Source organism: Salmonella sp. 32010601201800023SM, assembly GCF_017572235.1.
Classification (GTDB): domain Bacteria; phylum Pseudomonadota; class Gammaproteobacteria; order Enterobacterales; family Enterobacteriaceae; genus Salmonella; species Salmonella enterica.
Window position 1 is genome coordinate 237,503 of the sequence record NZ_JAGEQS010000006.1, and the last position, 20,764, is coordinate 258,266.

The window sequence follows — 20,764 nt, forward strand, 5'->3', positions numbered from 1 at the left end:
TAAGGCTTTTGTGTGAAAAGAGCATTACTTTTAGTCAGTTAGGTAGCATTACATAAGCATAACTAAATTTGAGAAAACCTCGAAAAATCAGCATATTGAATTGATGGATGGTATTGTTTTTTAAAGAATTTTAATTACCAACCTGCGATAATACGCTTAAGATGAACACATATCTATTGAGCTAAAGTAGTCGCTCAATCAATCTGATTGTTATGGAGTGAGTGTGTGATACTTACAATGCCATCCAGCCGATACCAATAGAATTCTCAACCTCCGATAATCGTCACCCAAAAATCAGGAGATAAAATATGACGTTAAAACCAGGTGAGAAATCCGGTAATAATGGAGGTATCTATGTGGAGGTTGGGCCTCGTGGTGGGATAAAAGATAACTTCGCCACGATAGCGGAAACAAAACCGCGCCACCAACGCAACGCCCTAAAAGCTACTGGGTGCTGGCAAAAAGAACACCTAACAGTAAACGTAAGTCAGAGCATCTGGCGCCACGACAGTTGGCGCCGACTGATCACAGTACGCCCGGTGCTTTACCGCCTGGCAAGCATTGTGCAAGATGCTCCGTGAGGAAATCGATGCAGATTTTGATACGATCAGAACTTGATGAACGCCGGGTATATACAGCCCAGATATTCGCTTCCTGATACCACTGAGGCAACACGCGAACCAGCTCACCTCGTTCAATATACTGCGCAACATCCCATTCCGACCGCAATGTAATGCCATGGCCTTTCAGGGCCCAAATAAGCACCACACTGCCGCTGTTGGAAGAATGAAAACCGTTTAGTCGGCAATGTGTCTGCTGCTTACCGTCCGTTAATATCCAATTGCCAAATGCCGAGTTTTTTTCCTGAATCATTAGGCAATCGTGCTGCACAAGCGCACTAACAGACTCTGGCTTGCCGTGGCGTTCGAGGTATTCAGGGGAAGCACACAGGATCCGTCGATTAGTGGCTAACTGCCGTGCGATATACAATTCGTTGATATCATCCCCAACGCGAATTTCAATATCGATCCCCTCTTCCACCAGATCCACTTCACGATCCGTTAGCGTGAGTTTTACCGTAATATCAGGATAGGCGATCATAAATGACGACAGCGCCTCTGCGACATATTTATGCCCAAAACCAAATGAGCAGTTGATGGTGATATTACCAGCCAACACACCACGTTGATTATCCAAACGACTGACAAAGCCATCCATTTCACTGACGACCTGCATAGCCCCACACAGCGCATTTTCGCCTTCCGGTGTGAGACGCATCACTCTGTTATTTCGAAAAAAAAGCCGGGCGTTGAGACATTTTTCAAGGATAGCGATACGTTTGCTGATATAGGAGGGAGATAACCCCAGCTCCAGCGCTGCCCGGGCAAATCCACCGTTGCGAGCAACGGTGACAAAAACGAAAAGATCTTCAACAGAAGGCCAGCCCTCAAGGGGCTGGCGATGTTTTTTTCCTACAGGTGTCGTTTTCATAGCATCAGTGCGAAGTTGCAAAGGATGACCGAGTTATAACACTGAATGTAAAAAGGACTGAAGTTTCTGGATAAAGTACTCAGGACACTCTTCCTGCGGGGAGTGTCCGCAAGGCAATGCTTCCCCCTGAACGTTTAGCGCCTTTTCTTTCCAGGTACCAACCACATCATATAGTTGCCCTACCGTTCCCAGCCCTCCCCACAGCAACTGTAACGGACACCGGATACGCGCCGACGTATCTGCGGCATCATCGTCCAAATCAATCGTCGCAGCAGCCCGGTAGTCCTCACAGATCGCGTGGATCATCTCTGGGTTCTGGTAACAGCGCAGGTATTCATTGAATGCTTCCTGCGAGGTCGCGCCCTCTATTTTTAGCTGGCCAGAAATATGCTTACGCAGAAAAAATGCCGGATCGTGCGCAATCATCGTTTCGGGTAACGGGAAAGGTTGAATCAGGAAAAACCACCAAAAGTAACGCGTAGCAAAGGATTTATCGGTCAAGGCGTACATCGTCGCGGTTGGAGCAATGTCGATAAAAGTACAACAGGTCACACGATCCGGATAATCCAGCGCGAGCCTGTGTCCTACGCGTCCGCCACGATCATGCCCTACAAAGGCAAAACGGGAAAAGCCGAGCGCATCCATTAACATGACGATATCCTGCGCCATGGTGCGCTTTGAATAGGTACGGTGCGCCGGATCGCTCGTTGGTTTATCGCTGTCGCCATAGCCACGCAAATCCGGCAAAATGACTGTATGATTTTGCGCCAATGTCGGTGCGACTTTCCGCCATGTTGTATGATTCTGCGGATGCCCATGTAGCAGTACCAAAGGTGAACCGCTGCCTCCGATAGCCACTCTTACCGTCAGACCATTTTCCAGACGAACATCCTTGAGCGCAAACCCCGGAATAAACGGAGAGGCACCGCATTCAATCAGTGTACTCATCACTTTCTCCCGTCATGCCAGCTAACAGATGATGTTAAATAACGGCTATCCCGGACGACATTGCGCAGGGTTCCAATATGTTCAATCTCAACTTCAATAACATCACCATCGTGTAAAAACAGCGGTGGAACGCGTTTTTTGCCCACTCCACCAGGCGACCCTGTGAGGATCGTGTCGCCAGGGGAAAGCAGAGTAAAGGTGCTTATATAAGCAATGAGTGAAGCGATAGGATGGATCATATTTGCCGTAGATTCGTTCTGCACCTCCCGCCCGTTTAGTCGTGTCAGTAAACGTAACATCTGGGGATCGGGAATGTCGTCTGTGGTCACCAGACACGGACCGAATGATCCTGTCGAAGGCCAGTTTTTTCCAGCCGTAAACCAGCTATGCTGCCAGTCCCTCACTGAACCATCCATATAGCAGCTGTATCCGGCGACATAATCTAAAGCATCCTCAGCGCTGACCCGGGAGCATCGCCGCCCAATCACTACGGCTAATTCACCTTCGTAGTCGAACTCATTGGTATTTTCAGGCTTCAGCAGCAGGCCATTATGCCCGGTCTGAGAATCCGCAAAGCGGACAAAAAGGGTTGGGGCCGGGTTGGTTTCATTAAACTCAATACGCTTATCGGCGTAATTCATTCCGACACAGATGATCTTCTGCGGATCGTCAATCACCGGCAGAAAAGTGACTTCCTGGTAGTAATAATCCGCCGGCTCATCACACCATAACGCCGCATCCGTCAGCGCATTAGCGCACAGGAGAGATTTCAAAGTGGGATATTTGTCGCCAAGCCGCTGCGAGAGATCAATTATTCCGGTTTCCTGCATAATGCCGTAGCGTTTGCCACCGTTCACAAGATATTGAACCAGTTTCATTGCAGTCTTCTTCCTTAACCGCGCGGGGATGCAGGGCGTTTTAACCACGGCCGCCGTGAATAATGCGCAACCTCAAAATTTTCAATCTCCGGCAAGTATTGCAATGTCCAGGCTATCGCATCTTCGCCTGCGGCCAGCATCGCCCGTTTGAGTTCACTGATCACAAAGGAGATCGTTTCCTCTGCCGTCGTAATTTCGCAGCGATCGAGTGAAACAGTGATAGAATTGGTATCAGCACTCGCGGCAAGCTGCGCCAGGCGCGCCAAAGCAGGTTCATCTAATGAGACCGTGAGGATCCCGTTGCGTTGGCAGTTATCATCGAAAATGCCTGCAAATGTGCTACCTATCAGCCCCCGTACTCCCAGTTGTTTTAATCCCCATACGGCGTGTTCACGACTCGATCCACAGCCAAAATTGGGGCCAACCAGCAGGAATGTCGCGCTCTGCCAGCCCGGCATGTTCAGAATAAAATCAGGATTTGGTTGGCCGCCAGCCATAAAGCGACGATCGAAAAACACCCCTTTATCCAGCCCCTGGCGATCGATCCCTTTCAGGAACTGTTTTGGCATAATCACATCAGTGTCGATATTCGGTTCCAGCATCGGCGCAATTCGCCCGCTGATTTGCTTAAACGTATCCATCTTATTCCCCTGCCTGAAGTAATGACCGAACATCGACCAGATGCCCCGCTACCGCCGCCGCCGCAACCATCGCCGGGCTCATCAAATGCGTTCTTGCTCCAGCGCCCTGTCGTCCAGGGAAATTACGGTTCGTACCTGATGCACAGCGATCGCCGGGCGACAACACATCTTCATTCATCGCAAGGCACATTGAGCAACCCGACTGCCGCCATTCAAAACCGGCAGCAATAAAGATTTTCGCCAGTCCTTCTTCTTCCGCCTGGCGTCTTACCATTGTTGAGCCAGGCACAATGATCCCGCGAACATGGCTGGCGATTTTGCGCCCTTCAAGCACCTTCGCAACGGCACGCAAATCCTCAATGCGACCATTTGTGCATGAACCAATAAAAGCGTGAGAGATACGAATATCTTTCAGCAACATGCCAGCCGTTAATCCCATGTAATGAAGGGCCTTCTCAAGCGCCAGGCGCTTAAGCGGATTGGTTTCCTGTTCCGGGAAAGGAACACGTCCGGTGATGGAACCTGTTTGATCCGGACTGATTCCCCAGGTGACTTTAGGCTCAAGATCATGGCAGTTGATCGCCACCGTCTTATCAAATACCGCATCAGCATCGCTGCTCAACTGTGACCATTCCAGCAATGCCTGCTGCCAGAGTTCACCTACAGGCATTTGCGGTTTACCGTAGATATAGTCAAAAACCTTTTTATCCGGCGCAATAATGGCACCACGCGCCCCCGCTTCTACCGCCATGTTGCAGAGCGTCATTCGTCCTTCAACGCTCAACGCGCTGATGGCCTCACCCACAAATTCAATGGCATATCCCGTCGCGCCATCAGCGCCAATACGTTCAAGCAATTCAAGAACAATATCTTTTGCGGAACAGGCGAAAGGTAGCTCTCCCTGAACACTTACGCGCATGGTTTTGAGCTTGCGGTAAACCAGCGTCTGCGTGGCCAGCAGATGTTCAATTTCCGACGTCCCGATACCAAAGCCCAGCGCGCCAAATGCACCGTAGGTTGTCGTGTGACTATCCCCGGCGGCGATCACCATACCAGGCATCACTAGCCCTTGTTCATGAGCAACCACGTGTTCAATCCCCTGACGCGGATCCAGCACATCAAATAATGTGATGCCAAAGTCAGCGGCATTTTCCCGAAAGTAATCAACCTGTAGCTGTCCTCCCGGATCGGTCATTAAGATATCCCGTTGCGACCGCGTGGGATTAACATGGTCAATATTCAATAAAAACGTGTCGGGGTGCCGAACGGTGCGGCCGCGTTCTCTTAACCCGCTAAATGCCTGCGGGCTGGTATATTCATTCAGTATTGAACGATCAATATAAAGTAAAACATGTCCTTCGTTATCAAGTTCACGAATGGTATGTGACTCAACTAATTTTTCATACAGCGTTTTAGCAGACATATATATTCCTGGAGCAACGAATATCCGGGTAGCCAAATATTCACAATTTAAGCTTTTAGCTATAGTGACACATTAATGAAAAAATGATGATTCCATTATGGAAAGTATAAAAACACACTTCGTGTCTATAATCAGAAACTCTCCTGAATTGACTGTTTTTTGATTTGCGGTTGTTTCTCATATTTTGCGAAAATAAACCGGCAGATAAATAATCCTATCCCCAGCATCATCAGACATGATGCCGCAATAGCATTCCATCCCTGCCAGGAGAAAAGATACCCGTTTAAATACCCCATTACTGCGCCGCCAGAGTAGTAGCAAAGCAGATAAAACGATGTCGCCTGTCCTTTTGCGTTTGGACTCCGTGAACTGACCCAAGCTAATACGGTGGAATGAGCAGAGAAAAATGCGACTGACAGTAAAACGATACCTGAAATGAAAACCCACAGAGAAGGGGCGATTAGCGTGAGAAATGCACCGACCATCATACAGATGATCAGCATACTGAGCGCATTCATCGACCCAATATTCAACGCGACACGGGCAGCATATGGCGCAAGAAAAAAAGTTAATGAGAAGCTAACTGGAATCAAACCTATCCAGGTGTAGCTCAGCTCATAAGGCGGTCGATGCAGGTAAAACGCCAGAAAATTAAAGATGGACGTAAAAGAGCCGAAAAGAATAAATCCAATGACAAAACATAATGATACGCGGATATTCTTAAAATGTTCCAACCCGCCTTTCAACACTGCACCAAGCTGTAGTGAAGGTGTAGGAACAAACTGTCGGGATGTCGGGAGAAACAACTTCACCGCGAGTGCCATAGCAATCAGAACACCACCGAAGATAAAGAAAATCGTATCTATAGATACATGCTCCATCATCAAAGTTGCAAACACACGACCAGACATACTCCCTAGCGAATTGCCAAAAATAAAATATCCAGTAACAATCCCTGCCAAAGCAGGAGAGACTTCTTCACTGATATAGACTGTAACGGCCGCCGTAATACCACTTACTGCAATGCCGAGCAAAGCGCGGTATACCACCAGCATCGGCCATGATGATGCAGTTGCGCACAATAGAGTTAAAATACCTCCTGCCAGCAACGAATAAAAAATGATTGGCTTTCGCCCAAAACGGTCAGATAACGTGCCGCTAAATAACATGGCTAATGCCAGAAACCCCACCTCAGCAGACAAAATCATCCCTACCTGATTCAATGGGATATTATAAACCTCACTTAACTTTGGTAATAAAGCCTGGATTGAATATAAAGAAGCTAACTCTGCCAAACCCGCCAGAGGTAATATCATTAAAATAGGCAAGTACTTACCTATTGTCTCTTCAATATTATTTTTCATACACAATGTTCCGTAAAAGATCCTGATTGCCATCTGCCTGTTTGCCAACAAACATCCGTGTATACAATATTTATCTTTTACGTTTGCAGAATTGACAGCGTTCACATTTTATTTTTCTTAATAGAGACAAAATGGAATCAAGTGTTTTATGAAATGTAGATCATCTAAGAATGACGCGGTAATGGCAACGTAGTAAGTTATGAACTATATATTTATTCAATAAATATATAGACATTAATTTGACGAAAAGAAATGAATCGGCAGTCCAAAATTGTCACTGGCAACCCCTTCTGGACGCCGCCATCCTTAGATGGAAACGTCCGTTAGCGTTTTATTCGATAGTCAGCTCACACGAGTTCTTTGAGCTGCTCCTGCATATAGGTCGAAAAATACTCTGGGTTTTTGATAAGGATGCGGTTACCGGAGGCGACTTTTTCTGCCCATCCGGCCACTTTTTTCGTGAACTCAGGATTCCATCCCTCCTGCTCACCCCGTGCCATCACAACTTCCGGACTCGCTGGCACACCTAAGTCATGCAAATACTTTAGAATTCCCTTAGCGGTGCTTTCATCCATTGAATGGGGCACTGACGCCGAAGTGTTCATACCACCAATAAAATCCAAGGCTTTTTCAATTGCTGTTGGCATGCTCTTATCCTTAAAATTAACCACGTGAGAGACACCTTGATACTATGTACCCAACTCCGCCGGGATATCAAAGAGAACATCGCCTTTCTTTGACTTACCCCGCAGCTAAACGCTTGCGCGGCTGTTTTCTGCACTATTTTTTGGCTTCTCCGGCTAAAACCAGCCCGGTCGCTACCGCATTGCGCGGGCCTTCAGTACCACGGATATTACCCTGCCCGGCGACAACGCCGTACTGCGCCATCGTTATTGATAATGGCGGCATCGGTGGATCCTGCGCCTAAATCGAGGATCGCCAGCGGCACGGCGCATCCATGCGTCGTTAACGCGCCAGCCACAGCCATGTTGGCTTCCACACCACCGACTTCAACTGGGGTATTTAACCGGGCGCTTAGCTCGCTGGCGATAGCCTGCATCTGTAAGCGATCGGATTTCACCATCGCCGCAATGCCAACGGCGTTTTCCATTGAACATTCCCCGGCAATGCCACCCTGTACCGCGCGGGGAATAAACGTATCCACCGCAAGAAGATCCTGGATATGCACGGCGTTCATGCCATGACTGGTCAGCGAGGCCATTGATCTTACCCAGCAATAGTGGACACGCGACTAAGTGAGTAAACTCACAAGTAAGAGGTGACTCACATAACAAAACCAGCATCAACCACCAAAAAGCCACGCAAGCAGCACACGCCTGAATTTCGTCAGGAAGCCCTGAAACTGGCTGAACGCATTGGGGTGGCCGCTGCCGCCCGCGAACTTAACCTGTATGAATCACAGCTCTACAACTGGCGAAGCAAACAGCAAAATCAGCTCTCTTCTTCTGAACGCGAGCAGGAGATGTCCGCTGAGATCGCCCGTCTGAAACGTCAACTGGCAGAACGGGATGAGGAACTGGCCATTCTCCAGAAGGCCGCGACATACTTCGCGAAGCGCCTGAAATGAAGTATGTCTTCATCGAAAAACATCAGGCTGAGTTCAATATCAAAGCCATGTGCCGTGTACTTCAGATTGCCCGTAGCGGCTGGTACGTCTGGCATCAGCGTCGTCATCAGATAAACCAGCGTCAGCGGTTCCGCCTTGTCTGTGATAACGTCGTCCGGGAAGCATCCAGTGACGCAAAACAACGCTATGGTGCGCCACGCCTGACGGATGAGCTTCGTGCTCAGGGTTACCAGTTCAACGTGAAAACCGTGGCGGCCAGCCTGCGTCGGCAGGGGCGGCGGGCGAAAGCCTCGCGCCGGTTCCGTCCGGTCAGTTACCGCAAACATGGTCTGCCAGTCTCAGAGAATCTGCTGAAGCAGGACTTTTACGCCAGCGGCCCGAATCAGAAGTGGGTGGGTGACATCACGTATCTTCGCACTGGTGAAGGCTGGCTTTATCTGGCCGTGGTTATCGATCTGTGGTCGCGGTCAGTCATTGGCTGGTCGATGTCCTCGCGGATGACAGCACAGCTTGCCTGCGATGCGTTACAGATGGCGCTGTGGCGGCGTAAATGTCCGGAAAATGTCATCGTGCATACAGACAGAGGCGGTCAGTACTGTTCAACGGATTACCAGAGCTTACTGAAACGCCATAATCTGCGGGGAAGTATGAGCGCCAGAGGTTGTTGTTACGACAATGCCTGTGCGGAAAGCTTCTTCCATACGCTGAGGGTGGAATGTATCCACGGAGAGGACTTTGTCAGCCGGGAAATAATGCGGACAGCAGTGTTTAATTATAGTGAGTGTGATTACAATCGGTGGCGTCGTCACAGTGCCTGTGGCGGTCTCAGTCCGGAACAATTTGAAAACCAGAACCTCGCTTAGGGTTGTGCCCATATTACGCGGGTAGGATCACAGCTCTTTCCTTCTGCCACAAGTTTTCGGGCATCATCACGACGAGAACTGGCATCTGCAAGTGTGATCGTCGGATACACACCCAGCGAGATCATTTTTGGCTTACCGGCAAAACGATAACGGAACCGCCAGCTCTTGCTTCCATTAGGTTCAATTAGCAATGACAACCCTTGCCCATCTCCGAGTGTATAGGCTTTAGTTTCAGGCTTAGCGCGGCGAATCTGCATATCGTTTAAAGGCATGTGGATAGGAATCCAAGACCGAACAGGAACATATACACAATCCTATACACATTCAGTGTCGGATTCTACTGGATGGTTACGGACGGTGATGGACAAAAAAGCAATAAAGTCGTTATGAATCAGTGTATTTATGGATAAATACGGACGTTTGAGGAACTTGATATGGTGCCGATAATAGGAGTCGAACCTACGACCTTCGCATTACGAATGCGCTGCTCTACCAACTGAGCTATATCGGCCCTGAGAAGGGTGTGTTCACGCGGGTGAATCACGGGGTAGAAGGTTAAAACTAACCGGGCGGTGCGTCAATAGCCTTGCTACTCAACCGGCTATTTTTGCACCGCTCGTCATTAATTACGCACGAATCGTACCATCGCCAAAGCCGATCCACTTATAGGTGGTAAGCGCTTCAAGCCCCATCGGACCGCGGGCATGTAATTTCTGCGTGCTGACCGCCACTTCTGCGCCAAGCCCAAACTGCCCGCCGTCGGTAAAACGGGTAGAGGCGTTGACATAAACCGCAGCGGAATCCACTTCGTTCACGAAACGCGCAGCATTATGCATATCACACGTCAAAATCGCATCGGAGTGCTGAGTGCCATGTTCGCGAATGTGGGCGATAGCGCCATCCATATTTTCGACCACCACAACGTTCAGATCCAGAGACAGAAACTCGTTATCCAGCTCTTCCGGTTTCAGCGGCACCAGTTTGGCAGGGCCATGCAGTACCTGCATGACGGTTTCATCCCCATGCAACGTCACGCCGCTCTCCGCCATCTGCTTGCTCAGCGCAGGCAAAAAGCGTTCTGCGATGTCCTGATGCACCAGCAAGGTTTCCACCGTGTTACAGGTGCTCGGGCGCTGGGTTTTGGCGTTAACAATAATCTTCAGCGCCGGGGCGATGTCTGCGCTGCTATCAACAAAAATATGGCACACGCCAATCCCGCCGGTAATCACCGGAATGGTGGATTGCTCGCGGCACAGTTTATGCAAGCCTGCGCCGCCGCGCGGGATCAGCATATCGATGTACTTATCCATACGCAGCATTTCATTGACCAGCGAACGGTCCGGATTATCAATCGCCTGAACCGCCGCCTCCGGTAAACCGCAAGCTTTCAGCGCCTTCTGAATGACACGAACGGTTGCGGCATTCGTGCGATACGTCTCCTTCCCACCGCGTAGAATCACCGCATTACCGGTTTTCAGACACAAAGAAGCCACATCAACGGTAACATTCGGACGCGCCTCATAGATAACGCCAACCACGCCCAACGGCACGCGGCGGCGCTCCAGACGTAGCCCGCTGTCCAGCAGACCGCCGTCGATCACCTGCCCGACCGGGTCGGCGAGATTACAGACCTGGCGCACATCGTCAGCAATCGCTTTCAGACGCGCAGGGGTCAGCGCCAGGCGGTCCAGCATCGCTTCGCTCAGGCCATTGGCTCGCGCCTGCTCAACATCTTGTACGTTCGCGCTGAGGATACTTTCCATTTGCGCTTCCAGTTCATCGGCTATTTTTTCCAGCACGCGATTTTTTTCGCCGCTGGAGAGCAGCGCCAGCTTATACGACGCCGCTTTAGCAGCAATGCCCATTTGTTCCAGCATATGCCTGTTCCTTATCGAGTAATCATGTCATCACGATGAACAGCGACCGGGCCATATTCATAGCCCAGAATCGCATCGATTTGTTGAGAGTGGTGACCGGCTATCCGCCGCAGAGCATCACTGTTATAACGGCTGACGCCATGAGCGATATCACGCCCTTGCAGGTTACAAATTCTGATGACCTCCCCCCGCGAGAAATTGCCCGTCACGCTTTTGATGCCTTTTGGCAGAAGTGAACTGCCACGTTCCAGCATTGCCGCGGTCGCGCCTTCATCAACCGTAATTTCACCTGCCGGCGGCGCGCCGAAGATCCAACGTTTGCGGTTCTCCAGCGGCGAGGCTTGCGCATGAAAACGGGTGCCGACGGAAATCCCCTCCATCACATCGCCGATCACGCCCGGTTTACTGCCTGAGGCAATAATCGTATCAATACCCGCGCGACAGGCCACGTCTGCCGCCTGAAGCTTAGTGCTCATACCACCGGTTCCCAGCCCGGAAACGCTGTCTCCCGCGATAGAGCGCAGCGCATCGTCAACGCCATACACATCTTTGATAAGCTCCGCCTGCGGATTGCTACGCGGATCGGCGGTAAATAATCCTTGCTGATCGGTCAGCAGCAGCAGTTTATCCGCGCCTGCCAGGATCGCCGCCAGCGCGGAGAGGTTATCGTTATCGCCCACTTTAATTTCCGCTGTCGCAACGGCATCATTTTCATTGATAACCGGCACAATATGGTTATCCAGTAATGCACGTAGCGTATCGCGGGCGTTCAGAAAGCGCTCTCTGTCTTCCATATCCGCACGCGTCAACAGCATCTGCCCGATATGGATACCGTAAATTGAAAACAACTGCTCCCACAGTTGAATCAGACGGCTTTGCCCTACCGCCGCCAGAAGCTGTTTAGAGGCGATCGTTGCCGGCAGTTCCGGGTAGCCGAGATGTTCACGTCCGGCGGCAATCGCGCCAGAGGTAACAATAACAATACGATGTCCCGCGGCGTGTAGCTGCGCGCACTGGCGGACAAGTTCTACGATATGGGCACGGTTCAGGCGGCGCGATCCGCCTGTTAGCACGCTGGTGCCGAGTTTTACGACCAGCGTCTGGCTGTCACTCATGATTCTCTGCCGTTCAAAATAAGAAATAAAGACCAAATGAACGTTTTAGCAGGACTGGCTCCGGTTGCCAACAACCTGTACGCATAGCGTGAAATTTTGTTGCGCAGGATCAGCAAGCGTAGCGGCGGAATTTGACCATTTTATTACCGCAACAATTAAACATATTTTTTTAAAAAAATTCTCACTTTGTCATAAATCTTTCATTACCGAACGTTAAAAACCTTCCTGTTTTTTACCGGGTTTCCCGACAAATCATAGCGCGTAATTAAAACAGGAATGGAAATGAATAAAAGCACTCTGGCAATAGTGGTGAGTATCATCGCATCAGCATCTGTTCACGCCGCCGAGGTTTACAATAAAAACGGTAATAAGCTTGATGTGTATGGAAAAGTTAAAGCCATGCACTATATGAGCGATTATGACAGCAAAGATGGCGATCAAAGCTACGTTCGTTTTGGTTTTAAAGGCGAAACGCAAATTAACGATCAATTGACCGGCTACGGGCGCTGGGAAGCTGAGTTTGCCGGTAATAAAGCCGAAAGTGATTCGTCCCAGCAAAAAACCCGCCTGGCCTTTGCTGGCCTGAAATTAAAAGATATCGGTTCTTTTGACTATGGACGTAACCTGGGCGCGCTGTACGATGTTGAGGCCTGGACGGATATGTTTCCCGAATTCGGCGGCGACTCTTCCGCCCAGACCGATAATTTTATGACTAAACGCGCCAGCGGGCTGGCGACTTACCGCAATACCGATTTCTTCGGCATCGTTGATGGACTGGATCTTACCTTACAGTATCAGGGGAAAAACGAAGATCGCGATGTGAAAAAGCAAAACGGCGACGGCTTCGGCACTTCCGTGAGCTATGATTTCGGCGGCAGTGATTTTGCCGTCAGCGGCGCTTATACTCTCTCCGATCGTACCAGGGAGCAAAATCTGCAGCGCCGCGGTACGGGCGATAAAGCCGAAGCCTGGGCTACGGGTGTAAAGTATGACGCGAATGATATTTATATTGCGACTTTCTATTCAGAAACCCGCAACATGACTCCAGTTTCCGGCGGATTTGCCAATAAAACTCAAAACTTCGAAGCGGTTATCCAGTATCAGTTTGACTTTGGTCTGCGTCCGTCATTAGGCTATGTGCTGTCAAAAGGCAAAGATATTGAGGGCGTCGGCAGTGAGGATTTGGTGAATTACATTGACGTTGGCGCAACCTATTATTTCAACAAAAATATGTCCGCGTTTGTAGATTACAAAATCAATCAGCTTGATAGCGATAACACGTTAGGCATTAATGACGATGATATTGTGGCAATAGGGTTGACCTACCAGTTCTGATAAGTCGCATTGTGCCTGATGGCGCTGCGCCATCAGGCATGACAGCAGGGTTATGCCGACAGTTTTACCGGCTCGTCGTTGAAATCGTCAGACGGCTCCAGCGCCAGCTCCATAGAAATCAGCAGGTCGCGTAGCTTTTCATGAAACTCGCGTAGCGTGTATTCCAGTCGCTCCACCACTTCGGTTTCGTTAATCGGCACTGCGGTCCAGTTGCCCTCTTTATCAAACAAACCAAACTGATAACGATAAGTGAAGCGTTTCTCTTGTGCTTCCAGCTCCATCCACCAGCCCCAAAATTCACGCTTCTCTGGCGCGGGCTTCACGTTGACGCAAACTGCCAGGCAATCGAAAAAAAAACGATTGTCTTCGCACTGCCCTTCCCGGATATAGGGGCCAAGCGCGGTAAATTTCTTGATCAATCTACTTTTCGGGTGTCCACTCGGTAACGTCATTGCGATCTCCTTTAATGAAGCAACTGTTTTACCAAATCAATAGAATTTATCAATCTATTAACACAATCTATGATTAATCCAGTCGGTAATTTCTTGCAGCGCGTGGTCAAAATTACGGTACACCGGGTTAAAAGGGATCTCTATCAGCTTACCGTCTGAAGATGATGTTGTAATTAAGCGAGACTCTTCTTCCGGGCTGAAAGGATCGTTTTTCCAGAAGCCGGAAAGCATTGGCGTAGGACAACGTCTGCCCAGTAGCCCCTGTACTTTCAACGAATAGCGATTGAGCTCCACACGCAGCGCCTCATCCGAAGCATCATGCATACCCAGACGGCTGGCCAGCACATCCAGATACATCTCCGGCACCGTGCTCTGTCGTTGCGGATCGCTAAGTAGCGCATGGACCACCGGCCCCAGGCAAGCCACCGCTTTCAAACGCGGCGCTTCCAGATAGGCCAGACGCACCGCAACGTTGGCGCCAAAACGGAAACCAAACGCCGCAACACGGGTATGATCCACCCAGGGGACATTAGGAAGCGCTTTTAACACATGCTGATGGAGCAAGCTGGAATCCTGGGTTAATTTCCACTTTGATGAAAATCCAACCGAAGGCATATCAAGCGTTAACATCGCAATACCGCGCGGCGCGAAATAGCGTTCATACAGGGTGTAATAGTCGGTTTGCATGGCGTCCAGGCCGCCGCACATGAGCACCGTCGGAAACGGACCGTCCCCTTTCGGCATATGTAAAAACGCGGTGACAGGCGAACCGCCAGGAACGGCAAATTCCATTTCACGTAACGAGCCGGGCAACCGCTGCGCGGCCTCTTCATAGGCGCGATTCGCCAGCGCCTGCGCCTGCTCCGCCAGCTCATCGCCCTTCAAATGCGGGTAGGCGGCAATGTTATAGAGCGTTGAGGCATGAAGCCAGTAGCGTCCGCTGCGCATGGCGTCCTGTTCCTGACAGGCTTTCTGCTGCCAGTCCATCGCCTGCTTTGCCCACTCATAAATCCAGTTGCCGCCGCGGTAACCGATGACCGTATCGTATAAATCATCATCCGTTCGCTCTGCGTCGCTCATCACAATGCGCGCCTGCACATCAAGGATTTCTCGTGGGTCAACGCCGCGCCAAATCCACATCAGGCGGTTTATCATGCGATACCAGTGCGGGACGTTCTTACCGTCCAGCGCGGATTGCATGGGCGGCTGCGACCCACGATTGAACCGACGGACAAGGGTAGACGTTTCAGTATGTTTAAAGCGGGGTTTGAACAGGGTTTCGCTGAGGTTAGCCTGTGTCATTCGTGCAGCCTCCTTGGATACTCATAGAGGCTTATTGTAACCAATAAAACAGCGCCCGGCATTGCCGGGCGCTCTGAAAAGCTGCTGATTAACGACCTGAAATCGGCGGTACAAATACCACACCCATATCCCAGGGCTGCTCAATCCAGGTGTTCTGAGGAATATCAATAACATAATCATCAACCAGCGGACGGCCCGCCGGTTTAGCGAAAATCGTGACGAAATGCGCTTTAGGGTACATTTCGCGAATCGCGACGGCAGTGCCGCCGGTATCGACCAGATCGTCGATGACGATAAAGCCTTCGCCGTCGCCTTCTGCACGTTTCAGCACTTTCAGTTCGCGCTGGTTATCGTGATCGTAGCTGGAGATGCATACGGTATCGACATGACGAATGCCCAATTCACGCGCCAGTAGTGCGCCCGGTACAAGGCCGCCACGACTTACGGCAATAATGCCTTTCCATTGTTCTGAAGGCATGAGGCGGCTCGCCAGTTTGCGTGCGTGAATCTGCAACATGTCCCAGGTGACGACGTATTTTTCGCTCATGTGAAGTGTCCCAGCCTGTTTATCTACGGCTTAAAAAGTGTTCGAGGGGGAAATAGTTGCGCGAGATTATAGAGACCTGACGCGCTAAAAACCAGTGTTTAGCGGAATCCACGCCTCTTTTTGTATGCTTTATACTACCCGCAGGCGGAGAAAGTGGTATTCTCAGTCGCATCTCGTAAGAGTTATCAATTCCGCTAACCCTGTGGCCTGTAAGAACGTTTTTCAGACCACCGCCAAGGAGACTTATCGTGTCTGAACTGTCTCAGTTATCACCACAACCTTTGTGGGATATTTTTGCCAAAATCTGTTCTATTCCTCACCCGTCCTATCACGAAGAGCAACTCGCGGAACATATTGTGAGTTGGGCCAAAGAGAAAGGCCTTTACGTGGATCGCGACCAGGTCGGTAATATTCTGATCCGTAAGCCCGCCACTGCAGGTATGGAAAATCGCAAGCCGGTCGTTTTACAGGCGCATCTGGATATGGTGCCGCAAAAAAATAGCGACACCGTTCACGACTTCACTACAGATCCTATCCAGCCTTATATTGATGGCGAATGGGTTAAAGCGCGCGGTACTACGCTCGGTGCCGACAATGGTATTGGAATGGCTTCTGCGTTAGCGGTACTGGCTGACGATAATGTCGTCCACGGCCCGCTGGAAGTGCTGCTGACCATGACCGAAGAAGCGGGCATGGATGGCGCGTTCGGCCTCCAGTCCGGCTGGTTGCAGGCCGACATCCTGATCAACACCGACTCTGAAGAAGAAGGTGAGATCTATATGGGCTGCGCAGGCGGTATTGATTTTACCTCTAATCTGCCGTTGACCCGTGAAGCTGTACCCACAGGATTTGCGTGCTTTAAGCTAACCCTGAAAGGCCTGAAAGGCGGCCACTCCGGTGGTGAAATTCACCTCGGTCTTGGCAATGCCAACAAATTGCTGGCGCGTTTTCTGGCCGGGCACGCAGAAGAACTGGATCTGCGTCTGATCGATTTCAACGGCGGCACGCTGCGTAACGCGATTCCGCGCGAAGCGTTCGCTACCCTCGCCGTTGCCGCAGACAACGTAGGCGCTCTGAAAACGTTAGTGAACGCTTACCAGGATATTCTGAAAAACGAACTGGCGGAAAAAGAGAAAAACCTGACGCTGCAACTCAATGAGGTTGCCAGTGATAAAGCCGCATTGACCGCGCCGTCACGCGATACCTTTTTGCGCCTGCTGAACGCAACGCCGAACGGCGTGATCCGCAATTCAGACGTGGCGAAAGGCGTAGTGGAAACATCGCTGAACGTTGGCGTGGTCACAATGTCTGATGCGAATGTCGAAATTCACTGCCTGATTCGCTCTCTTATCGACAGCGGTAAAGATTATGTGGTGAGTATGCTGGATTCGCTGGGCAAGCTGGCTGGCGCGAAAACCGAAGCAAAAGGCAGCTATCCTGGCTGGCAGCCCGATGCGAACTCGCCGGTCATGCACCTGGTGCGGGAAACCTATCAGCGTCTGTTCAACAAGACACCGAACATCCAAATTATCCACGCCGGCCTGGAATGCGGTCTGTTTAAGAAACCCTATCCGGATATGGACATGGTTTCTATTGGGCCTACCATTACCGGACCTCACTCTCCGGATGAGCAGGTACATATCGAAAGCGTCGGCCACTACTGGACTCTGCTGACCGAATTGCTGAAAGCGATTCCTGCGAAGTAAGAAAGCGCTAAAATGCCCGTCCCATTTCTGGACGGGCTATCAATATGGAATATCGGGTATCCATTGCCAGATAAGCTCTCCTGAATGCGCTGAAATAGCGCTGCGGCTACACGCGAATAGCCGGACAGCCCTATAACAGCGCCGGTAACACCGAATTATTGTGGCGTAAACGCCATTCCTTTAAATATCCGTAGCGGATTGCCGCGCTCAATCTGATGATGGAACAGACGCCTTTCAGACTTCAACGCCGCACACTCATTTTGCCGTTGCTGTTCCAGCCGCCAGGCAATCAGCAGCCGGGCCAGACGCTTATTCGCATGTTGACTGCGCTCCGACTGAACCTTCACGCTAATCCCGCTCGCCAGGTGCGTGGCCCGCACTGCCGAGTCGGTTTTATTAACGTGCTGCCCACCCGGGCCGGAAGAGCGCAGAGTCTCGAAACGAATCTCATCAGACTGTATGTGCTCGTCGGCGGAAAAGCGCCCAATGCCGACGTACCAGTTTTTTCGCCCATGGTGCGGGCGATACGGGCTGGTACAAATCCACAGTAACGTGCCGCACCAACGTTCACTGAAAGCCATGGCTTTTTCGCCGTCCAGCGAGACCAGCGCAGAACGCAGCGTGTCTGGTAATCGTCCCGGCTCTGTTTCAAGCCGTGTCAGCGATACCTTTTCTCTGGCGGCTTCTTTCGTCAGACAATCCAGCGCTTTTTTTACCGCCAGACAACACTCGTCCGGTCCCTGCGCAGAAGAAAGTTGCAGTAAGATCATGCACTTTTCTCCCCTGAGGTTTTCAGCGTCAGCACCGGACGCAGGCAGGCAACTGGCGTAATCAGTCCGGCGTCTGCCAGACAATCCACAACGCTATCGATGGATTTATACGCCTGCGGCGCTTCTTCATAAATGAGCTGGCGATCGCGGCAAATCACCCGGCTACCCATCCCGGTACGGCAGAGCTGTCGCGGGGTAAATTTTGCCGATAACCGGTCTTTACACTCGGTACGCATCCATTTGCGCCCCGCGCCATGCGCCAGGGAGAAGAGGCTCTCCTCGCTGACGACGGGTTTCACCAGCCAGCTATAATCGCCGCGCGAGCCGGGGATAATCACCAGTCCCTGCCCATCTGGCGTAGCGCCCTTACGATGCAGCCACCCCGCCTCACCCGCGACAGTACAGGGTTCAACGAAGTTATGCGCCACATCCAGCCGCGGTTCGCCCTCAGCCCTGAGCTGTTGCAGTATCCGGCGGGCAATCAGCGCGCGATTACTGCGGGCAAATGCCAGCGCATCGTCATGTTCTGCAAGGTAGCGGCGCGCATCGTCGCTATCTTCCGGCAAACCGTTATGCGAAAACGCCTCCACATGACGACGCAGGATAGCTTGCCCCAGACCGCGTGAACCACTGTGTACCAGCAGTAATAACTGCGCTTTTTGCAACCCCGACAAAGCGAACGAATCAGCATCGACGATGCGATCGACCTGCTGCAGCTCGGCAAAATGATTGCCGCCGCCAATGGAACCCAGCGCAGAGCGCCACGAATGATGCTGCATTGCGGCGGGGACATTCTCCTCCAGCCACTGCGCGTCCGCCACGTCAGGCAGCGACGCCAGCCGCTTCTCCAGTTTATCGGCGTTATATTTACGCCCTAAAATATCCGTTTGCCATAACGCCATGCCGCAGCCGATATCGTTGCCGACCAGCGCCGGATAAAAGCGTCCACGCGAGAAAAAGGCTGCGCCAATAGGGTAGCCGCGCCCCGGATGCAGATCTGGCATCCCGATAACGCGTTTCATACCGGTTAACTTAGCCGTCGTATATAATTGTTGGATCGCGGAATCTTCGATCCACAGGTTATCCGATGCGATAGAAAATACCACATCTGATAAAGGACGAATATAATTGCCCATATACCATTCCATATATGAATTAAAAAATCAGGAAATGGCAGACTAATCCAGGGCAATAAAAGAAAATTAATCCTGGAAAGGTCTGCAAAGTGCGTTCAGAGAATAAAGTGTCATGATGAACCTCCTTTGCAGTTATTGAGAATGAGAAAGCGCGGGTATAGTAATACTGAAATTTAGATGGCGCAATCGTAATAGTGATAAAATCTTAATGTCCTGACTTATAACCCTAACACCAACTGTCGTTCCAACTGAGGGTCGAGCAGCGTTACGTGTAACCCCACCAGCCGTACGCCGCGCTCGCCGCGACGCTCGTTCCAGGTTTTACGGGCGGTGGTAATTAAGTCTTCTTTATTTAATTGCGGCCAGACATGTTCCTGAGTGGTTTGCTGAAAATCATTAAATTTTAATTTAACGCCCTGTCGGGCAATCAGTAAATCGGGCTTTACTATAGCCAGACGACGCTCCAGTTCCGGATATAAATGTTCAATAATGGCCTCGCAGTCCGACCATTCATGAATATCCTCCGCCAGAGTACGCTCAACACCTACCGATTTACGCAGCCTTTCGCTGTTAACATCACGCTCGTCAATACCCTGACTACGCTCCCATAATACCCGGCCAAATTTACCGAAGCGTTTGAGAAGCATCGCCAGATCGCACTGTTGAATATCCCCGCAGGTTCTTAACCCCATATTTTCCAGTTTAGCGGCGGAAACTTTCCCCACGCCTGGAATTTTGGCTAACGGCAACGTTTTAAGAAAGCCGGGTACATCGGCTGGCGTAATAACATATTGTCCGTTCGGTTTATTGAGATCGGAGGCGATCTTCGCCAGAAATTTCACTGGCGCAACGCCGGCGGAGGCGGTGAGTTGCAGTTCATTGAAAATAGTCTGACGAATCTCCCTGGCTATCAGCGTCGCCGAACCATAACAGTGCGGGCTGTCAGTCACATCCAGCCAGGCTTCATCCAGCGAGAGCGGTTCAATCAGTGAAGTGTAGCGGGAAAAGATGTCACGTACATGCCGCGAAGCCTCTTTATAGGCGTCAAAGCGGCCAGGCAGTAAGGTGAGATGGGGGCACAGCTTTAGCGCCATGGCGGTCGGCATCGCGCTACGTACGCCAAACTGGCGCGCAGGATAGTTGGCGGTACTGATAACGCCTCTTCGCTCACGACTCCCGCCAATGGCAATGGGGATATCGCGTAACGCCGGATTATCACGCATCTCTACCGCGGCAAAAAAACAGTCCATATCAACATGTATGATTTTGCGCATCGCTCGCCCCCACAATACTGTTTAAGTGTACAGTATGTTTTATTGCGCGCAAAG

The 20,764-nt window shown here is 50.9% G+C and carries 19 protein-coding genes, 1 tRNA gene and 2 pseudogenes; 4 read left to right on the top strand and 18 right to left on the bottom strand.

Annotation, left to right across the window (positions count from 1 at the left end; translation table 11 throughout):
• The first annotated feature begins 308 nt into the window (after window positions 1-308).
• The gene (locus J4617_RS18280) at window positions 309-581 is read left to right on the top strand and encodes a hypothetical protein (RefSeq protein ID WP_001675688.1); all 273 of its coding nucleotides are present in this window, start codon (window positions 309-311) and stop codon (window positions 579-581) included.
• Here the strand turns inward: J4617_RS18280 and J4617_RS18285 are convergent.
• The 8 genes and pseudogenes from J4617_RS18285 to J4617_RS18325 all read right to left on the bottom strand — a co-directional run.
• Complete coding sequence (locus tag J4617_RS18285; RefSeq protein WP_000859020.1) at window positions 526-1,491, bottom strand: LysR family transcriptional regulator; 966 nt, start codon at window positions 1,489-1,491, stop codon at window positions 526-528. The genes J4617_RS18280 and J4617_RS18285 overlap by 56 nt on opposite strands.
• Before the next feature lie 33 nt (window positions 1,492-1,524).
• Window positions 1,525-2,439 (bottom strand): alpha/beta hydrolase, encoded by a 915-nt coding sequence (locus J4617_RS18290; RefSeq protein WP_000105592.1) that lies wholly within the window; start codon window positions 2,437-2,439, stop codon window positions 1,525-1,527.
• On the bottom strand, window positions 2,439-3,317 hold the full coding sequence (locus J4617_RS18295; RefSeq protein WP_000780210.1) for a fumarylacetoacetate hydrolase family protein: 879 nt from the start codon (window positions 3,315-3,317) through the stop codon (window positions 2,439-2,441). The genes J4617_RS18290 and J4617_RS18295 overlap by 1 nt, the downstream gene beginning before the upstream one ends.
• Before the next feature lie 14 nt (window positions 3,318-3,331).
• Window positions 3,332-3,958 (bottom strand): 3-isopropylmalate dehydratase small subunit, encoded by a 627-nt coding sequence (leuD, locus tag J4617_RS18300; protein ID WP_000379343.1) that lies wholly within the window; start codon window positions 3,956-3,958, stop codon window positions 3,332-3,334.
• A 1-nt stretch (window position 3,959) separates the two neighbouring features.
• Window positions 3,960-5,381, bottom strand: coding sequence for a 3-isopropylmalate dehydratase large subunit (leuC, locus tag J4617_RS18305; RefSeq protein ID WP_001749079.1), 1,422 nt, complete (start codon window positions 5,379-5,381; stop codon window positions 3,960-3,962).
• Window positions 5,382-5,512: 131 nt separating this feature from the next.
• Entirely contained in the window at window positions 5,513-6,751 is a 1,239-nt protein-coding gene (locus J4617_RS18310) for an MFS transporter (protein ID WP_077248447.1), read from the bottom strand.
• 341 nt (window positions 6,752-7,092) lie between these two features.
• Window positions 7,093-7,416, bottom strand: coding sequence for a DUF1889 family protein (locus J4617_RS18315; protein WP_001573898.1), 324 nt, complete (start codon window positions 7,414-7,416; stop codon window positions 7,093-7,095).
• A gap of 206 nt (window positions 7,417-7,622) precedes the next feature.
• A pseudogene (locus tag J4617_RS18325) lies at window positions 7,623-7,967 on the bottom strand (diol dehydratase reactivase ATPase-like domain-containing protein); the annotation flags it as partial.
• A gap of 66 nt (window positions 7,968-8,033) precedes the next feature.
• Between J4617_RS18325 and J4617_RS18330 the strand changes: the two are divergent.
• Window positions 8,034-9,196 (top strand): IS3 family transposase gene (locus tag J4617_RS18330; RefSeq protein WP_086011054.1). Its coding sequence is split into 2 segments (ribosomal slippage): window positions 8,034-8,298 and window positions 8,298-9,196, totalling 1,164 coding nucleotides; the frame shifts between segments, so codons are not numbered across the junction.
• A 35-nt stretch (window positions 9,197-9,231) separates the two neighbouring features.
• Here the strand turns inward: J4617_RS18330 and J4617_RS18335 are convergent.
• From J4617_RS18335 to proB, 4 genes and pseudogenes are all read right to left on the bottom strand, one after another.
• Window positions 9,232-9,468 (bottom strand): annotated as a pseudogene (locus J4617_RS18335) (Arm DNA-binding domain-containing protein); the annotation flags it as partial.
• Between the two features lie 163 nt (window positions 9,469-9,631).
• Window positions 9,632-9,707: transfer RNA gene (locus J4617_RS18340), tRNA-Thr, on the bottom strand.
• A 115-nt stretch (window positions 9,708-9,822) separates the two neighbouring features.
• A complete protein-coding gene (gene proA, locus J4617_RS18345) occupies window positions 9,823-11,073 on the bottom strand; it encodes a glutamate-5-semialdehyde dehydrogenase (protein WP_000893231.1) in 1,251 nt (416 codons plus the stop codon).
• Between the two features lie 11 nt (window positions 11,074-11,084).
• Entirely contained in the window at window positions 11,085-12,188 is a 1,104-nt protein-coding gene (proB, locus tag J4617_RS18350) for a glutamate 5-kinase (protein WP_001285275.1), read from the bottom strand.
• Between the two features lie 282 nt (window positions 12,189-12,470).
• Between proB and phoE the strand changes: the two genes are divergently transcribed.
• Entirely contained in the window at window positions 12,471-13,523 is a 1,053-nt protein-coding gene (gene phoE / locus J4617_RS18355; protein ID WP_001043667.1) for a phosphoporin PhoE, read from the top strand.
• Window positions 13,524-13,573: 50 nt separating this feature from the next.
• Here phoE and crl read toward each other — a convergent pair whose 3' ends face one another.
• The 3 genes from crl to gpt all read right to left on the bottom strand — a co-directional run bounded on the left by crl (window position 13,574) and on the right by gpt (window position 15,824).
• The gene (gene crl / locus J4617_RS18360) at window positions 13,574-13,975 is read right to left on the bottom strand and encodes a sigma factor-binding protein Crl (protein WP_000174693.1); all 402 of its coding nucleotides are present in this window, start codon (window positions 13,973-13,975) and stop codon (window positions 13,574-13,576) included.
• A gap of 57 nt (window positions 13,976-14,032) precedes the next feature.
• A complete protein-coding gene (frsA, locus tag J4617_RS18365) occupies window positions 14,033-15,277 on the bottom strand; it encodes an esterase FrsA (RefSeq protein ID WP_000189586.1) in 1,245 nt (414 codons plus the stop codon).
• 88 nt (window positions 15,278-15,365) lie between these two features.
• Window positions 15,366-15,824, bottom strand: a complete 459-nt coding sequence (gene gpt / locus J4617_RS18370) for a xanthine phosphoribosyltransferase (RefSeq protein ID WP_001292018.1) — start codon at window positions 15,822-15,824, stop codon at window positions 15,366-15,368.
• 248 nt (window positions 15,825-16,072) lie between these two features.
• Between gpt and pepD the strand changes: the two genes are divergently transcribed.
• On the top strand, window positions 16,073-17,530 hold the full coding sequence (gene pepD, locus J4617_RS18375; RefSeq protein WP_017465809.1) for a cytosol nonspecific dipeptidase: 1,458 nt from the start codon (window positions 16,073-16,075) through the stop codon (window positions 17,528-17,530).
• Between the two features lie 155 nt (window positions 17,531-17,685).
• Here pepD and prfH read toward each other — a convergent pair whose 3' ends face one another.
• The 3 genes from prfH to dinB all read right to left on the bottom strand — a co-directional run bounded on the left by prfH (window position 17,686) and on the right by dinB (window position 20,710).
• Window positions 17,686-18,300 (bottom strand): peptide chain release factor H, encoded by a 615-nt coding sequence (gene prfH / locus J4617_RS18380; protein WP_000602086.1) that lies wholly within the window; start codon window positions 18,298-18,300, stop codon window positions 17,686-17,688.
• The gene (locus tag J4617_RS18385) at window positions 18,297-19,436 is read right to left on the bottom strand and encodes an RNA ligase RtcB family protein (RefSeq protein WP_000528888.1); all 1,140 of its coding nucleotides are present in this window, start codon (window positions 19,434-19,436) and stop codon (window positions 18,297-18,299) included. Before J4617_RS18385 ends, prfH begins: the two co-directional genes overlap by 4 nt.
• A 218-nt stretch (window positions 19,437-19,654) precedes the next feature.
• Window positions 19,655-20,710 (bottom strand): DNA polymerase IV, encoded by a 1,056-nt coding sequence (dinB, locus tag J4617_RS18390; protein ID WP_001226205.1) that lies wholly within the window; start codon window positions 20,708-20,710, stop codon window positions 19,655-19,657.
• Window positions 20,711-20,764: the final 54 nt, after the last annotated feature.

Bases quoted from the DNA above. Each gene is read 5' to 3' on its own strand.
- J4617_RS18385 (WP_000528888.1), bottom strand. From the start codon at position 19,436: ATGGGCAATTATATTCGTCCTTTATCAGATGTGGTATTTTCTATCGCA.
- leuC (WP_001749079.1), bottom strand. From the start codon at position 5,381: ATGTCTGCTAAAACGCTGTATGAAAAATTAGTTGAGTCACATACCATT.
- prfH (WP_000602086.1), bottom strand. From the start codon at position 18,300: ATGATCTTACTGCAACTTTCTTCTGCGCAGGGACCGGACGAGTGTTGT.
- dinB (WP_001226205.1), bottom strand. From the start codon at position 20,710: ATGCGCAAAATCATACATGTTGATATGGACTGTTTTTTTGCCGCGGTA.
- gpt (WP_001292018.1), bottom strand. From the start codon at position 15,824: ATGAGCGAAAAATACGTCGTCACCTGGGACATGTTGCAGATTCACGCA.
- J4617_RS18280 (WP_001675688.1), top strand. From the start codon at position 309: ATGACGTTAAAACCAGGTGAGAAATCCGGTAATAATGGAGGTATCTAT.
- proA (WP_000893231.1), bottom strand. From the start codon at position 11,073: ATGCTGGAACAAATGGGCATTGCTGCTAAAGCGGCGTCGTATAAGCTG.
- J4617_RS18285 (WP_000859020.1), bottom strand. From the start codon at position 1,491: ATGAAAACGACACCTGTAGGAAAAAAACATCGCCAGCCCCTTGAGGGC.
- frsA (WP_000189586.1), bottom strand. From the start codon at position 15,277: ATGACACAGGCTAACCTCAGCGAAACCCTGTTCAAACCCCGCTTTAAA.
- leuD (WP_000379343.1), bottom strand. From the start codon at position 3,958: ATGGATACGTTTAAGCAAATCAGCGGGCGAATTGCGCCGATGCTGGAA.
- J4617_RS18295 (WP_000780210.1), bottom strand. From the start codon at position 3,317: ATGAAACTGGTTCAATATCTTGTGAACGGTGGCAAACGCTACGGCATT.
- J4617_RS18290 (WP_000105592.1), bottom strand. From the start codon at position 2,439: ATGAGTACACTGATTGAATGCGGTGCCTCTCCGTTTATTCCGGGGTTT.
- crl (WP_000174693.1), bottom strand. From the start codon at position 13,975: ATGACGTTACCGAGTGGACACCCGAAAAGTAGATTGATCAAGAAATTT.
- proB (WP_001285275.1), bottom strand. From the start codon at position 12,188: ATGAGTGACAGCCAGACGCTGGTCGTAAAACTCGGCACCAGCGTGCTA.
- phoE (WP_001043667.1), top strand. From the start codon at position 12,471: ATGAATAAAAGCACTCTGGCAATAGTGGTGAGTATCATCGCATCAGCA.